Origin of the sequence: Roseibium sp. AS2, from assembly GCF_038900065.1 — a bacterium.
Lineage (GTDB): Bacteria > Pseudomonadota > Alphaproteobacteria > Rhizobiales > Stappiaceae > Roseibium.
In genome coordinates, this window is sequence record NZ_JBBMQN010000002.1 from 428,177 (window position 1) to 442,090 (window position 13,914).

Consider the following 13,914-nt stretch of genomic DNA (forward strand, 5'->3'; position numbering starts at 1 on the left):
TTAATCCTGTGTATGTGACGAGGCGGATGGATTGTCAATTGTAGGGAGGTCCGCGGATGACGCGGCTGGTCACCGGGCTGAGCCTTGCTCTTTGCGCGGCTGCGGTCTTCAGCCTTCATGCCGGCCTGACCTTCTTTGCGCCGTCCACGGTGTGGCTGGCGCTGGGGGGCGGTGAGGGGGCGGACGCACTGATCGTCACGACATTGCGCGTGCCGCGCACGCTGATCGGCCTCGCCGCAGGGGCGGCATTGGGTTTGTCCGGGCTCCTGATGCAGTCGGTCACACGCAACCCCGTGGCCGAACCCGGACTGCTTGGCATCAATGCGGGGGCGGCCCTGTTCGTGACGCTGGGTGTCACCGTCTTCGGTGTCTCCACCCTGGCCGGGATCGGCGCAGCAGCGGTTCTCGGCGCGCTTCTGACCACCGGCCTCGTATTCACCATTTCTCTTTCGGCGGGTGGTGCCGCAAATCCGGCGACGACGCTGCTCGCCGGTTTTACTGTCGCCGCGCTGCTGGCCTCCTTCACGCAGACCCTGCTACTGATTGATGAAACCGCCCTTGAAACGCTGTTGTTCTGGCTTTCCGGCAGCTTCGCCGACCGGCCCTTACAGCTTCTTCGTCTGGGCGTTCCGATGTTGATTCTGGGCGTTGCTGGCAGTCTCTATCTGTCGACTGCACTGGATGTATTGCGCCTCGACGACACAAGTGCCCATGCTGTCGGGCTGAATGTTGCCGGCGTCCGGTTGGCCGCGCTCACGTTTGCCGCGTTGCTGGCCGCGGGGGCTGTCGCGATGGCCGGTCCGATCATGTTTCTGGGTCTGGCTGCGCCTCATATCGCCCGCATGCTGGTGGGCAGGGCTCTGCCTCCGACCTGGCAGCTCATTGTTCTGACGCTGCTGACGGGGGCCTTGCTTGCCATAATCGCCGACATTCTCGCAAGGATCATTGTCGCCCCCGGGGAGGCGCCGATGAGCGCGGTTCTCGCGCTGGTTGGCGTTCCGATGCTGATTCATGTCCTGAGGCGCCGGGAAAGGCCGGCCGTCTCATGAATAACTCGCCCAGCCTCTCGACGCTGCTGCCGGCATTTCTGTTGCTCTTGTTGCTGACCGTGGTCGCAACCGGGATGGGGTCGAGCTTTCTGCCGCCGGAACGTGTCATCGCCGCGTTGGCCGGTCAGGGCGCGCGCATGGACGAGGTGATCGTCTGGAAGCTTCGCCTGCCCCGGGTCGTGCTCGCCATTCTTGTCGGAGCGGCGCTGGCGCTGGCAGGTGCACTGCTTCAGCGTGTCGTCCGCAATCCGATGGCCTCGCCCTCTGTCCTGGGGATTACCGACGGGGCGGCCATGGGCGTCATGCTGTTTCTCTGGCTTTTTTCCGACCAGGCCAACGCGCTGACCGTCTCGATCCACTGGCAGCCCACTGCTGCGATGACGGGGGCTGCCGTGTTCGCCGGTCTGGTCATGGTCCTGACATCGATCGACCGGGGCGGCAGCAGTCCGCTGAAACTCATCCTCTACGGCATCGCGCTTGCCGCGCTCGCCAAGGCCGCCGTGACGCTCCTGATCATCGTGGGTCCTGTCCACCGGGCGAGCCATGCACTGACATGGCTGACCGGATCGGTGGGGGCAGCCCACTGGCAGGATGTGGCGGTGGTCGGTGCAGGCCTCGCGCTCGGCCTGCCCGTGCTGATCGCGAACAGTCTGCCACTGCGCCAATTGGCGCTCGATCCGCAAAGCGCAGTGTTAACCGGACTGCCTCTGGTAAGAACCCGGTTTGCGCTGTTAGGGGGCGCTGTTTTCCTGACCGCGATTGCGGTCGCCCATGTTGGCGCCATCGGTTTTGTCGGTCTCGTGGCCCCACATGTGGCACGGGTGTTTCACGGCCAGTTCCGCAGTGGGTATCTGCTGGCAACCGCAGTGACGGGCAGTCTGCTGGTGCTGGGCGCGGACACGCTGGCGCGGGTGATCGCACCGCCGCTGGAATTGCCCGCCGGGGCCCTGACGGCCCTTGTCGGTGCGCCACTGTTTTTGTACCTCCTGATCAAAGGACGGCAATATCATGCCTGAACCCATGGCTCGCCTGGAGGGTGTCAGTGCAGCCTATGACGGTGCGCGCGCCCTGGACCAGGTGTCGCTGGATCTTCCCGACGGAAAGATCGTCGCTTTTTGCGGCCCTAACGGAAGTGGCAAGTCGACGGCGCTCAAGGTGATGCGCGGTCTGCTGAAACCTCTGGAGGGGGCGGTCTTTGTCGCGGGCAGACGGTTGGCCGACTGGCCCCCCCGAGAGCTTGCCCTGCAGATCGCCATGCTGTCCCAATCACCGGAGGCTCCCGCCGATCTCACAGTCGGTGATCTGGCGATGATGGGACGTTTTGCCTACCGCCGCCGCTTTGCCGGTCCGTCGCCTTTGGACCAGGCAGCCTGCGACGCGGCACTTGCCGTCACTGGGATGACGGATTTCCGGGACCGGGCGCTGGCCCGGCTTTCGGGCGGACAGATGCAGCGGGCCTGGGTGGCGATGACTCTGGCGCAGGACGCGCCGCGCATCTTCCTCGACGAGCCGACCAATCACCTCGACATCGCCCATGCCTACGAACTGCTCGACCTGGTAGCCCACCTGAGCCGGACCGAGCAGCGCAGTTTCGTGATCGTGCTGCACGATCTCAACATGGCCATGCGCTATGCGGATCATGTGGTGTTGTTCGACAAGGGTAGGGTGACGGCCAGCGGGCCGACGGCACAGGTTCTGACGGAGGACAGCATTTCTTCGGTCTTCGGCGTTTCCTGCAGGGTGATGCCGATGGACGGATTGGACCGTCCGGTCATCGTATCCTGGGGACGGGGTCGTCCGGGAAAACAGGTGGTCTGAACAAAATGCGCAAAATCTGCACATAGCCTGAAAAAGCCCTGCAAGCGGTTCCGGCACAACGTCCGCCATGACCTTGCTTGCCCGAATTTCCCCGACCACCGCTGTCTTTGCGCTCGCCTCGCTTGTTCTTGCCTGTGAACCGATGAGGTGGCTGGCCGGATCCTGGACGGATCCGTCCTATGCCTCCAGCGGCGTGGTTTATCTGGCCGCCCTGGCCGGCCTTCTGGCATGGTCGCTCAGCAGTCCGGTGACACGCGGTGGCTTCGGCCAACGGCAAATGGCGGTGCTCGTGCTGCTGGCGTCCGCACTGGCCCGCCTGGCCGGCCAGCTCCTGGCGATAAATGTGATCGGCGGCCTGGCCCTGGCGCTCGATGTCTTCGCGCTGGCCACCTTGCTGCGGACGGGGCAACGGCAACGGCCGGTCTCGCCGTTCTGGCTGTCCGTGCTGTTCCTGTTCACGCTGCCCGTGGAGCGCATCGCCCAGCGGCTGATCGGCTATCCCTTGCAGGAACTCTCGGCGAAGCTCTCGTGTGCCGGGCTCGGCACGGTCTTTTCGGACCTGTCCTGCTCGGGCATCCGTATCGGACTTCAGGGCAGGGACGTTCTGGTCGATCTGCCCTGTTCGGGGACCTCCGGACTGATGCTGTCCCTGGCCCTCGTGGTGATCCTGAACGCGCTGTACCGGCCCCGTTTCCTGACCGCGGCGGCCTGGATCGCCGCCGGGCTTGCGCTCAGTCTCCTGGGCAACGCCCTGCGCATCGGCCTGCTCGCCGTCGGCATCGCCTTTCCCCAGAGTGTCTTCGGCGCCGACGTCATGGCCCAGCCGCTGCATGACTTAATCGGATACCTGGCGCTCGGCCTGGCGATGGCACCGGTGCTGATCTTCTACAGGTCCCCGGCTTCTCAAACATCCAAAACCTTCTGCGGCTTCCGGTCCAGAACAAGACCCGCGCTTGTGCCGCTGCCGGTCCTGGCGCCGATGACGCGCGGCGTGCGCTGCCTGTCGGCGCTGGTGTTCCTGAGTATCGCGTTCGTCATTGTCAGCCTGCCACGGCAGGCTCTGGACGTTTCGGCGGCGATCCCGCCGCAGCCGCTGCCGATGTCCCTTGGCGGGGTCGCCGGCGTCGATGAAAAGCTGCTGCCCGTTGAAGAGCGGTATTTCCGTCAATATGGCGGTTATGCGCGCAAGCGCCGGTACGGAGAGCTTGCGCTGACCCTGGTGCGGACATCCTCGCCGCTGCGCCATCTGCATGCACCGGACGACTGTCTGCGCGGCCTGGGCCTCGAGGTGACGTTTCTAGGGTCCCGGTTCGAGCCGGTGCCGACGGCCCTTTACAGGGCGCGATCCAGGGATGGCGGCGACTGGCGTGTCGCGGTCACCTTCGTTTCCGAAACCGGGGCAACCACCCACAACATCGCTGAAGCGATCTGGCTTTGGCTGAAACAGCCCGGCACCACCTGGACCAGCGTCCAGCGGATCACGCCCTGGGCGCTCGCAGAAGACCGCCGTGCGGCTTTCGAGGCTGCAACGGGCGCCGCCCTCGATCTGTCCTCCCCGAAAACGCGAAGAGAAGGAAATTCCTGATGGTATCAATGCCGAAACTTGTCCCTGCAGCCCTGATGGTGGTTGTGCTGGGTGCCCTGGTCCTGCCAGCGACGGCTGCGCCGCACCCGGACGACCTGTCAGGCAGCGTTGTCGCGAAGGTGGACGGCATGGACCTCCACCTGCCGCTGCTGAAGGCGGACTACACGGTCAGGATCGATGGGGATGCCGCCCACGTGGAAGTGACCCAGACCTTTGTCAATCCGACGGCCCGGCCACTGCACGCAACCTATCTGTTTCCCCTGAACCGGAAAGCCGCCATTCATGCCATGCGCATGGATCTGGACGGCGAAGTGGTGATCGCGCGCATCAGGAAGAAGGAAGAGGCCAGAAAGGCCTTCGACCAGGCGAAGGCGGAAGGCAAGGCGGCCGCATTGCTGACCCAGCGCCGGCCCAACATGTTCACCCAGGATATTGCCCATCTCATGCCCGGCCGGACGGTCAGGATCACCCTGGAATATGTGCAGCACGTTCCCAAGATCGACGGTGCCCACGAACTGGTCGTGCCGATGGTGGTCGGTCCGCGGTACGAAAAGAGGGGCGTCGAAACCCGTGACCAACCGGTGTCCTTCGCAGGCGAGGATCGCGTTCCACAAGGAAGGCAAGAGCCCTTTGCGGACGATCCGGCGCCGGTGAAGCAGATCGATAGGGTGTCGGGCTGGCACATAGACAGGCTGCCGGCCTATCCGCCGGTCATCGGCCAGGATGCGCCCGGTGACATCGACCCGAAACGGGTTTCACTCGATCTCCGGCTGGCGGCTCCCATGTCCGTCACAGGCCTGTGGAGCGACACCCATGAACTTGACGTTGGCGGCGAGGGCCGGTTCAGGACCGTCCGTTTCGCGCAAGGAAAGGCCGTCGACAACCGTGATTTCGTGCTGCGCTACCAACTGGCGGGCGAGCGCGAAGTCGCCGCCGGGATTTCGTCCTTTCTTGATGAAGACCGCGGCGGGTATCTCTCGCTCCTGATCGAGCCGCCGCAATTGCCTGCCGGGGACATGGCCGGTCAACGGGAGCTGGTGTTCGTTCTGGACACGTCCGGCTCCATGTCGGGCGCCCCGATCGCGGCCAGCAAGGCCTTCATGGAGGCAGCCATCGAAGGGCTGCGGCCGGACGACTATTTCCGCATCTTGCGCTTTTCCGACAGCACGTCCGCATTTTCCGGCGACGCCGTCCCGGCAACCGAACGCAACAAGTCGGATGCGCTCCGGTTTGTCGCAGGACTGCGTGCGGGAGGCGGCACTGAAATGAACCGGGCGATCAACACCGCGTTCGATCTGCGCCAGCGCAAGGACACCACGCGGATTGTGGTCTTTCTCACGGATGGCTACATCGGCGATGAGCGGAACGTCATTTCCTCCATCGCCCGCCGCATCGGCGACGCGCGCATCTTCGCCTTTGGTGTGGGCGGGGCGGTCAACCGCTTTCTGCTGGAGGCCATGGCGCGGGAAGGCCGGGGCTATGTTCGCTATGCAGGGCTGGGCGAAGATGCCCATGAGGTCGCTGCCGGACTTGCCGCCAGCCTGAAGACGCCGCTTCTGACCGATATTTCCATCGACTGGAACGGGCTCGTCGTGACGGAGCAGACACCGGCGAAGATCCCGGATCTTTTTGAAGGCGGAACGGTGCGGGTGCTTGCACGTTACCCGGCCGGCGGCAAACACACGGTCTACATCGACGCTCTGGTCAACGGGCGCGCGGCCCGCCTGCCGCTGGACATCGATCTTGCGGCCAGGGATAGCACCGCAGCAGCGCCGGCGAAGGCGTTGCCGCTGCTGTGGGCGCGCGAACAGATCTTCGACAAGAACCGCGCCTATACGATCGGCGGCAGCAGCGACAGGCGGCTGGAACAGGAGATCACAGACCTCGGACTGGACTATGCGTTGCAGTCACGGTTCACCTCTTTCGTTGCCGTGTCGGAAAAAAAGCTGAACTCCGACCCTGCATCGGCCCGGCAGAAGACCGTTCCGCTGCCTCAGGTGTCCGGTGTCTCGGCAAACGCCTATCCAACGCTCAACCTGAGCGGCAGTTCGGCGCCCGAACCGGAAGGCCTGTTCGGCATGATGATGCTCCTGATTGCACTGGCCGCCCGGTTCCGCCGCCGGCTCGGCGGGCTGTTCTCAATCCGGACCGTTGTCATTGACAGGCTGAAGAACGGGGCGGGGCCGCGCCCGGAGGCGGGGACCGACCGCAGACTGCCCCGATCCGTCCGCCGGGACGGCTGGTGGCTGGAAACCTGACCGCCGCTCGGCTATTGATAACGCTCCTGCGGCCGACCGCAGGAGCCAGTCTTCAGGAACACCGCATTGCACGACAGAACGATCCTGGTAGTCGACGACGATCCGCATATCCGGGACGTGATCTGTTTCGCGCTGCAGAAAGCCTCCTACAGCTTCGAGACCGCCGGTGACGGCAAGGAAGCGCTCGACAAGGCCCTCCTGTGCAACCCGTCCCTGATCGTGCTCGACATCGGTCTGCCCGAGATGGACGGGCTGGATGTGTGCCGTCACCTGCGCCGGACATCCGAGGTGCCGATCCTGTTCCTGTCTGCGCGCGATGATGAAATCGACCGGATCGTCGGCCTGGAACTCGGCGCGGACGATTATGTCACCAAACCCTTCAGCCCAAGAGAACTGACCGCCCGTGTCGGCGCCATCCTGAAGCGCTACGGCGCACCGGGCGTGGACAGGGACAGTGAGAAGGAGGGCTCGTTGCGGCAGGGGGCGCTCAGCCTGAACAAGGCGCAGCGCGACGTCTCGGTCGCGGGCGCGCGGGTGGCCCTGACGGCGATCGAGTTCGACATTCTGGCCGCACTGATCGGCCGGCCGAAGATCGTCTTCACCCGGGAGCGGATTCTGGAGCAGGCCTATCGGGACAACATGCATGTTTCGGACCGCACCATCGACAGCCACATCCGAAACATCCGCGCCAAGCTCGGCGCGGCCGGCTGCGGCGATGCCATCGACACCATTCACGGGGTCGGTTTCAGGCTGGGAACGTGCTCGGCCGGGGCCGGATAGCGCTGAAGATGCTGTTTTCCCGCACCTTCCGTGACAAATGGCGGCCGCCGCTCTTCCTGGTGGTGGCCCTGGTGCTGGCCATCATGCTGCTGGTGCCGCTTGCCGGTATCGCCTTTTTCCGGGTGTACGAAAACCAGCTCATCGAGACGACGGAAGCCGAGCTGATCGCCCAGTCGGCGGCGATCGCGGCAGTCACCGCGCAGCGTCTGATGGAAAACGGCGGCCCGGGCCTGCCGCTGGGAGCGGAAGCGGCCGGTTCCGGCGATCCAGGGGCACGGAATTCGACGGGAGACTGGACCCCGGTCCTGTCGAAGCTGGATCTCACCAGGACAGCCATTCTGCCGGGACGGCCCGAGCCCGTGCAGGCAACAACCGGTGTTCTTCCGGACTATTCGAAGACCGGCAGGCAACTCGATCCGGTCCTGCAGGAGACCCAGAAACTGACCCTGGCCGGATTCCGGCTACTGGATTTCAACGGCACCGTCATCGCGGGGAGGGAGGATGTCGGGAAATCCCTTGCCCATGTCGCGGAAGTCCGCGCGGCGCTTTCGGGCGTTTATGCCAGCGCCCTGCGCGAGCGGGAGGTCGATAACCCGCAGCCGATCTATTCGATCAGCCGGGGAACGAGCGTGCGCGTCTTTACCGCCTTGCCGATTATCGTCGGCGACAAGGTCGCGGGCGTTGTCTATGCCTCGCGCACGCCGAGCAACATCCTGAGGGAACTGTACCTGAAGCGGGAGGCCGTTTTCTGGGTGGTTTCCTTCACGCTCGGGGCGACCTTCGTGGTGGGGCTGATCTTCGTGCGGGCGATCACCGGCCCGATCCGGGCGCTGACGCGCCGGTCGGCAAGGATCGGCGGTGGTGACCGCGATGCCCTGAAGCCGCTTGCCATTCACGGCAACCGGGAAATCCACGCGCTTTCGGAAAGCATGCTGGACATGTCGCGCAAGCTGTTCGATCGCAACGACTATATCCGCAGCTTCGCCGATCACGTCACCCACGAGCTGAAAACGCCGCTCACGGCCATCCTGGGCGCCGCCGAGCTTCTCCGGGATGGGAGCAACGATCTCGATGAGGCGGACCGAGCCCGGTTCCTGACGAACATCCTGGACGACACGGAGCGGGCCTCGCTTCTGCTCAACCGGCTGCGTGCCCTGGCCAGGGCCGAGAGCGTCGACATCGCCGGAACCTGCCGGCTGGCGGATGTGGTGGGAGACATCCGTGCGGGGCGCCGGGGCGCGGCGATCTCGTGTCCCCGGGACGCGGATCTGCCGATGTCGGCGGAAAACGCCCGGATCGTTCTGGACAATCTGGTCGACAATGCCCTACGGCACGGGGCCAACCGGATCGACGTGGTTGCGGATGCGGCGGGCAGGGACCTCACTCTGCGTGTCAGCGACAATGGGACGGGCATTTCGGAGGGCAACGCGGCGCAGGTGTTCGACCTGTTTTTCACGACGCGCCGCGACAGCGGCGGCACGGGGATGGGGCTCGCGATTGTCGAGGCGCTCCTGAAAGCGCACGGGGCATCCATCCGGCTTGCCTCTGGCGGCGCGGGAGAAGGGGCCGCGTTCGAGCTTGTCTTTCCGGTCAGACCGTCCAGCGTGTACTGAACTCGCCCGCAAGGTGGTCGATCAGCGCGCGCAGGCGGCGCGTCAGGTGCCGGTTGGGCGGGTAGAGCGCATAAAGGCCGAAGGTGGCCGCGGTGAAATCCGGCAGCACTTTTTCCAGGTGGTCATTGGCGAGCGCGTCCTCGATCGCGTAGAGCGGCGCCAGGGCGATGCCCAGGCCGCCGGCCGCCATGCGAGCGAGCGCTCCGGGTGAATTGGTCTGCACCGCCCCGTTGAGTCGCACGACATGTTCGCCGCTCGCGTCATTGAAACGCCAGACGTTTCGTTCGCGCTGATTGTTGTCGACCAGGCAGGCATGGGTGGCCAGTGCCTGGGGCGTCGCGGGCCGGCCGTTGCGCTCCAGATAGTCCGGGGAGGCGCACAGAACCAGCGGCATGTCGGCAAGCTTGCGGGCGATCAGCGTCGAGTCCCGCAAGGCGCCGATGCGGATGGCCAGATCGATGCCTTCCTCGACCAGCGCGACCCGGTTGTCGGTAAGCTTCATGTCGAGTTCGACCTCCGGATGCCGGCGCAGGAACGGGATCAGGGCTTCCGTCAGCCGTGTGCTGCCGAAGCCGGTCGGAGCCGTCAGGCGGACAGGACCGGCAAGGGCGCCCTGGCGTTCTCGCACCAGGGAGTCCAGTTCGTCGATCTGTTCCAGGATCGGCCGGCAGCGTTCCAGATAGGCGGCACCGACATCCGTCAGGGAGACATTGCGCGTGGTGCGGTTGAAAAGCTGCGTCCGCAAGGTGCCTTCAAGTTGCTGGACATATTTGCTGACCAGCTTTGTCGACAGCCCGAGCCGCCGCCCGGCCGCCGTGAAGGAGTGCTCCCGGGCAACCGCAACAAAGGCGCGCATTGTTTCGATCCTGTCCATTTCTGATGTTTCCTGAACCGGCCGGGAAAGAGAATACTGTCCATGAATTGTACATAATCATTGAATGAAATCGAGGATTATATCCGGGGTAGGCTGTCTGCATATTGCTGTGAGCGGGTCGGACCTGTGTCCGTCGCCTTGCTGGAGGTTCAATTCAAGAGGAAACTGCAATGTCCAACGCCATTCGTATTCACAGCTTCCCGCTGTCCGGCCACTGCCACCGGGTTCAGCTCTTCGCCGGTCTGACCGGCATCGGCCATGAGCTGGTTCCCGTCGATCTGGCGGCGGGCGAGCACAAGCGCGACCCGTTTCTGGCGCTCAATCCGGCCGGCAAGGTGCCGGTGATCGAGGATGGCGACGTCGTCATCGCCGACTCGACCGCCATTCTGGTCTATCTGGCCCGCAAATACGCGCCGGACTGGCTGCCCGCCGACGCGGTCGGCGAAGCCCGGGTGCAGCGGTTCCTGTCGCTCGCGGCCAACGAAATCGCCAACGGACCGGCCGCCGCGCGTCTTGTGACGGTGTTCGGGGCGGAGCTGGATGCGGAGCGGGCCAAAGCGACCGCAACCTATGCCTTCGACTTGCTGGAAGGCCATCTGACAGGCCGGACCTGGCTTGTGGGCGACCGTGCCACGATCGCGGATGTTGCGATCTACAGCTATACCGCCCACGCGCCGGAAGGAAATGTCTCCCTGGAGCCGTATCCTCAGGTCCGGGCCTTTCTGAAGCGCGTCGAAGACCTGCCGGGGTTCGTGGCGATGCCGTCGACACCGGTCGGCCTTGCCGCCTGATTGCCATCTGAATGCCTCCGGACGCTCCGTTGCGAAGCGTCCGGCCGAGCAGCCAGCTTCCGAGCCGCAGGGAACGAGACCATGAACGACACAGATCCGCATTCATTCGGGGCCGCGACGGCGTCGCCGTTTCACGAGGGCGAACAGCTCGTTCAGGCAAAGCTGGGCGAGCGGGACATAGAAACCTGGGCAAGCAGGGTCATCCGGCCTTTCATGCCCGACCAGCACCGGCAGTTCTTCGGGGCGCTGCCCTTCCTGATTGTCTCCGCGCGCGACGCCAGCGGACGGCCCTGGGCGAGCGTTCTGGAAGGCCCGGAAGGTTTTGCGTCCTCCCCCGATCCTGAAAGTCTGACCATCACGGCGCGGCCGGTGCCGGGCGATGCGCTGGAAGGCGCGCTCACCGAGGGAGCGGACATCGGCCTGCTCGGCATCGAGCTGGCAACGCGGCGCCGGAACCGGGTCAACGGCACCGTGACAGAAAGCAGCGAGGGCGGGATCCGGTTTGCCGTTGTCCAGTCCTTCGGCAACTGCCCGCAATATATCCGCGAGCGGGCGTTTTGGTGGAGCCCGGAGGCTCCGGACGGGACAGCGACGCGAGGCACGGTTCTGACTGAGGGTCAGAAAGACTGGATCGCCTCGGCCGACACGTTTTTCCTGGCCACCGGGTATCGCGGCGACGGCCATGATCCGGCTTTCGGCATGGACGCGTCACACCGGGGCGGCGCACGTGGTTTTGTCGAGGTTCTGAGCGGCACCAAAATCCGGTTTCCCGACTATGCCGGCAACCGGTATTACAACACGCTCGGCAACATTCTGCTCGACGCGCGCACGGGTCTTCTGTTTCTCGACTATGCGACGGGGAGTCTTCTGCAACTCACAGGCCGGGCCACGATCGACTGGGACAGCGCGGACATGGCCCGGTTTCCGGGCGCGCGCCAGTTGGTCACGCTGGACATCGACGAGATCGTCGAGCTGTCGTCGGTGCTGCGTCTGCGCTGGCAGGCGGACGCGGACGCGGTCCGCTCGCTCAGGCTGGTCGACAAGATCCGCGAGAGTTCCGATGTCACGTCTTTCGTGTTCGAGGCGCGTGACGGCGGCGCGCTGCCGCCGTTCGAAGCCGGCCAGCATCTGCCGATCGAATTGACGCTGCCGGACGGGGCCGGCAGGATCCAGCGCAGCTATTCGCTCTCCGGTGCGCCGGACGATGCCCGCTACCATATTTCCGTCAAGCGGGATCCGCTTGGCCTCGGCTCGCGCCTTTTGCACGACACCCATGCGGTTGGTGCCACCATCGACAGCCGGATGCCGGCCGGTGACTTCGTGCTGCCGGGCACCAGCGGCCCGCTGGTGCTGGTCAGTGCCGGGATCGGCGTCACGCCGATGCTGAGCATGCTGCATGCGCTTGCGCGCGAAGACGGCCAGCGGCCGGTCTGGTTCGTCCATGGTGCCCGCGATGGCGACCACCATCCGTTCCGGGACGAGGTTGCGAAGCTGATCGCAGGCAAACCGAATTTCCGGCGGCATACGCTCTACAGCCGGCCGCTGGCGTCGGACATTCAGGGCCGGGACTTCGATGCGGCCGGACACATCACCGGAGGATTTCTGGCGGCGCTCGCGAACCGGCAGGACGCCGGCTATTTCCTGTGCGGACCCGCCGCCTTTCTGGCGGAAGTGAAATCGGAGCTGGAGGGGGAGGGCGTGCCGGAAAGCAGGATCCGGTCCGAAACCTTTTGAGAAACGGCTGCGCACTCAAGTGATGCGGTTCTGAGACGTTGTTTCCCGCTTGCGTCCCTTTTCACCTTTACAGGCAGGGTTATCGCATATGGCCAGATACGCCAGTCCTGATGGTTTGCGTAGGCTGCCGTCTTCCGGTGTCACCCCGGACAAGTGAGGCGATGATCCGGGGCCTACTCGCAGTACAACTTGTCGAGATGATTATTTCCTAGCCAGTAGAGTTTCTGCAATTCGCTTGCTCTCTGGAAATGAGTAGGCCCCGGGTCTCGCTTCGCTCACACGGGGTGACACCAGTATTAGCGGCAATTTCTGGGGCAACTGCACGAATCCTGCCAACAAAGGGGAGATGGGAACGAACAGAGATCTGGTGAGAAAACCAGATCTCTGTTCGCGGCGTCACGCTTCCGGCTCAAAATCCACGTGGATGTGGTTGCCGTCCGGGTCCCAGATGTTGAAGGCGACGGTGCCCGTGCCGGTCTGCACCGAGCGGCGGTAGGTTTCGCCGCGCTGCTTGAGCCGGGCTTCGAAGTCCTGCGCGCCCGAGGCCGTGAATGCGAAATGTTCCAGCTTGAGTTCTTGTTCCGAACCGGTTGCCTCCTTTGCATCAATGCCGACCAGGTGGACCGCGGCCGCATCGCCGGCATAGAGCCAGGCGCCGGGAAAGGGGAAATCGGGCCGGAAACCGGTCTTCATGCCGAGCACGGTATCGTACCAGGCGATCATGTCGTCGAGCCGCGTCGTGCGCAGGTTGACGTGGTCGAGTTTGCCGATCTTCATCACGCTGCCTTCCACTTGATGGAACAGCCCATTGACGGGATCTGTTCGGCCGGACCCTTGCCGGTTTCCGCGACCTGTTTCATCGCCTCATAAAGATCCCTGCGCAGATCCGGCGCTTCCCTGTTCACGCGGGTCGCGTCGAGACGGCCGCGATATTGCAGCCCGAGGTCGCCGTTGAAGCCGAAGAAGTCCGGGGTGCAGGCCGCATCATAGGCTCTGGCGACGCTCTGATCGGCGTCGTGCAGATAGGGGAAAGGGAAAGCGTGATCTAACGCCATCTTGCGCATGTTGTCGAAATTGTCCGCCGGGTAGGCTTGCGGGTCGTTGGAGCAGATCGCAGCGACGCCGACGCCGAGCGTCTTCAAGTCGCTCGCGTCGCGCACGATCTTGTCGAGTACGGCAAGGACGTAGGGGCAGTGATTGCAGATGAACATGACCAGCAGGCCGTTGTCGTCCTTCAGATCGTCCAGCGTGTAGGTCTTGCCGTCGGTGGCGGGCAGGGCAAATGGCTGTGCCTGCCAACCGAAGTCGCAAACTGATGGTGTCGCGGCCATTGAAAAGTCTCCCGGTAGCGTGTCGAAAGCCGGGCGGGCGAAGCCCCCCGCCCGGCATTCGTGTACTCTTGTGGCTCAAAT

The 13,914-nt window shown here is 64.5% G+C and carries 12 protein-coding genes; 9 read left to right on the top strand and 3 right to left on the bottom strand.

From position 1 onward, the window contains the following. Positions 1-56: 56 nt before the first annotated feature. The 7 genes from WNZ15_RS06975 to WNZ15_RS07005 all read left to right on the top strand — a co-directional run bounded on the left by WNZ15_RS06975 (position 57) and on the right by WNZ15_RS07005 (position 9,103). A complete protein-coding gene (locus WNZ15_RS06975; protein WP_342892240.1) occupies positions 57-1,049 on the top strand; it encodes an iron ABC transporter permease in 993 nt (330 codons plus the stop codon). After that, positions 1,046-2,065 carry an iron ABC transporter permease gene (locus WNZ15_RS06980; protein WP_342892241.1) on the top strand — a complete coding sequence of 340 codons (1,020 nt, stop codon included), beginning with the start codon at positions 1,046-1,048 and terminating at the stop codon, positions 2,063-2,065. Before WNZ15_RS06975 ends, WNZ15_RS06980 begins: the two co-directional genes overlap by 4 nt. Beyond that, positions 2,058-2,867 (top strand): ABC transporter ATP-binding protein, encoded by an 810-nt coding sequence (locus WNZ15_RS06985; protein WP_342892242.1) that lies wholly within the window; start codon positions 2,058-2,060, stop codon positions 2,865-2,867. Before WNZ15_RS06980 ends, WNZ15_RS06985 begins: the two co-directional genes overlap by 8 nt. A 67-nt stretch (positions 2,868-2,934) precedes the next feature. Beyond that, the gene (gene xrtT, locus WNZ15_RS06990) at positions 2,935-4,452 is read left to right on the top strand and encodes an exosortase T (RefSeq protein ID WP_342892243.1); all 1,518 of its coding nucleotides are present in this window, start codon (positions 2,935-2,937) and stop codon (positions 4,450-4,452) included. An 8-nt stretch (positions 4,453-4,460) separates the two neighbouring features. Next, positions 4,461-6,710: a VIT and VWA domain-containing protein gene (locus tag WNZ15_RS06995; RefSeq protein ID WP_342892244.1), complete on the top strand. Its 2,250-nt coding sequence runs from the start codon at positions 4,461-4,463 to the stop codon at positions 6,708-6,710. A gap of 66 nt (positions 6,711-6,776) precedes the next feature. Then, positions 6,777-7,490, top strand: coding sequence for a response regulator transcription factor (locus WNZ15_RS07000; protein ID WP_342892245.1), 714 nt, complete (start codon positions 6,777-6,779; stop codon positions 7,488-7,490). An 8-nt stretch (positions 7,491-7,498) separates the two neighbouring features. Beyond that, positions 7,499-9,103, top strand: coding sequence for an ATP-binding protein (locus WNZ15_RS07005; RefSeq protein WP_342892246.1), 1,605 nt, complete (start codon positions 7,499-7,501; stop codon positions 9,101-9,103). Here the strand turns inward: WNZ15_RS07005 and WNZ15_RS07010 are convergent. Further along, a complete protein-coding gene (locus WNZ15_RS07010) occupies positions 9,081-9,977 on the bottom strand; it encodes a LysR substrate-binding domain-containing protein (RefSeq protein ID WP_342892247.1) in 897 nt (298 codons plus the stop codon). The genes WNZ15_RS07005 and WNZ15_RS07010 overlap by 23 nt on opposite strands. A 170-nt stretch (positions 9,978-10,147) precedes the next feature. On the opposite strand from WNZ15_RS07010, the gene WNZ15_RS07015 reads away from it, so the two are divergent. Together WNZ15_RS07015 and WNZ15_RS07020 are read left to right on the top strand one after the other, a co-directional pair. Further along, positions 10,148-10,768: a glutathione S-transferase gene (locus WNZ15_RS07015; RefSeq protein ID WP_342892248.1), complete on the top strand. Its 621-nt coding sequence runs from the start codon at positions 10,148-10,150 to the stop codon at positions 10,766-10,768. 81 nt (positions 10,769-10,849) lie between these two features. After that, positions 10,850-12,502 carry a pyridoxamine 5'-phosphate oxidase family protein gene (locus WNZ15_RS07020; RefSeq protein ID WP_342892249.1) on the top strand — a complete coding sequence of 551 codons (1,653 nt, stop codon included), beginning with the start codon at positions 10,850-10,852 and terminating at the stop codon, positions 12,500-12,502. A 396-nt stretch (positions 12,503-12,898) separates the two neighbouring features. Here the strand turns inward: WNZ15_RS07020 and WNZ15_RS07025 are convergent, their stop codons facing one another. Both WNZ15_RS07025 and WNZ15_RS07030 read right to left on the bottom strand, forming a co-directional pair. Then, positions 12,899-13,279, bottom strand: coding sequence for a VOC family protein (locus tag WNZ15_RS07025; protein WP_342892250.1), 381 nt, complete (start codon positions 13,277-13,279; stop codon positions 12,899-12,901). Next, positions 13,279-13,833: a thioredoxin family protein gene (locus WNZ15_RS07030; protein WP_342892251.1), complete on the bottom strand. Its 555-nt coding sequence runs from the start codon at positions 13,831-13,833 to the stop codon at positions 13,279-13,281. The genes WNZ15_RS07025 and WNZ15_RS07030 overlap by 1 nt, the downstream gene beginning before the upstream one ends. Positions 13,834-13,914 lie beyond the last annotated feature (81 nt).

Bases quoted from the DNA above. Each gene is read 5' to 3' on its own strand.
- WNZ15_RS06975 (WP_342892240.1), top strand. From the start codon at position 57: ATGACGCGGCTGGTCACCGGGCTGAGCCTTGCTCTTTGCGCGGCTGCG.
- WNZ15_RS06985 (WP_342892242.1), top strand. From the start codon at position 2,058: ATGCCTGAACCCATGGCTCGCCTGGAGGGTGTCAGTGCAGCCTATGAC.
- WNZ15_RS07025 (WP_342892250.1), bottom strand. From the start codon at position 13,279: ATGAAGATCGGCAAACTCGACCACGTCAACCTGCGCACGACGCGGCTC.
- WNZ15_RS07020 (WP_342892249.1), top strand. From the start codon at position 10,850: ATGAACGACACAGATCCGCATTCATTCGGGGCCGCGACGGCGTCGCCG.
- WNZ15_RS07005 (WP_342892246.1), top strand. From the start codon at position 7,499: ATGCTGTTTTCCCGCACCTTCCGTGACAAATGGCGGCCGCCGCTCTTC.
- WNZ15_RS06980 (WP_342892241.1), top strand. From the start codon at position 1,046: ATGAATAACTCGCCCAGCCTCTCGACGCTGCTGCCGGCATTTCTGTTG.
- WNZ15_RS06995 (WP_342892244.1), top strand. From the start codon at position 4,461: ATGCCGAAACTTGTCCCTGCAGCCCTGATGGTGGTTGTGCTGGGTGCC.
- WNZ15_RS07030 (WP_342892251.1), bottom strand. From the start codon at position 13,833: ATGGCCGCGACACCATCAGTTTGCGACTTCGGTTGGCAGGCACAGCCA.
- WNZ15_RS07010 (WP_342892247.1), bottom strand. From the start codon at position 9,977: ATGGACAGGATCGAAACAATGCGCGCCTTTGTTGCGGTTGCCCGGGAG.
- xrtT (WP_342892243.1), top strand. From the start codon at position 2,935: ATGACCTTGCTTGCCCGAATTTCCCCGACCACCGCTGTCTTTGCGCTC.
- WNZ15_RS07015 (WP_342892248.1), top strand. From the start codon at position 10,148: ATGTCCAACGCCATTCGTATTCACAGCTTCCCGCTGTCCGGCCACTGC.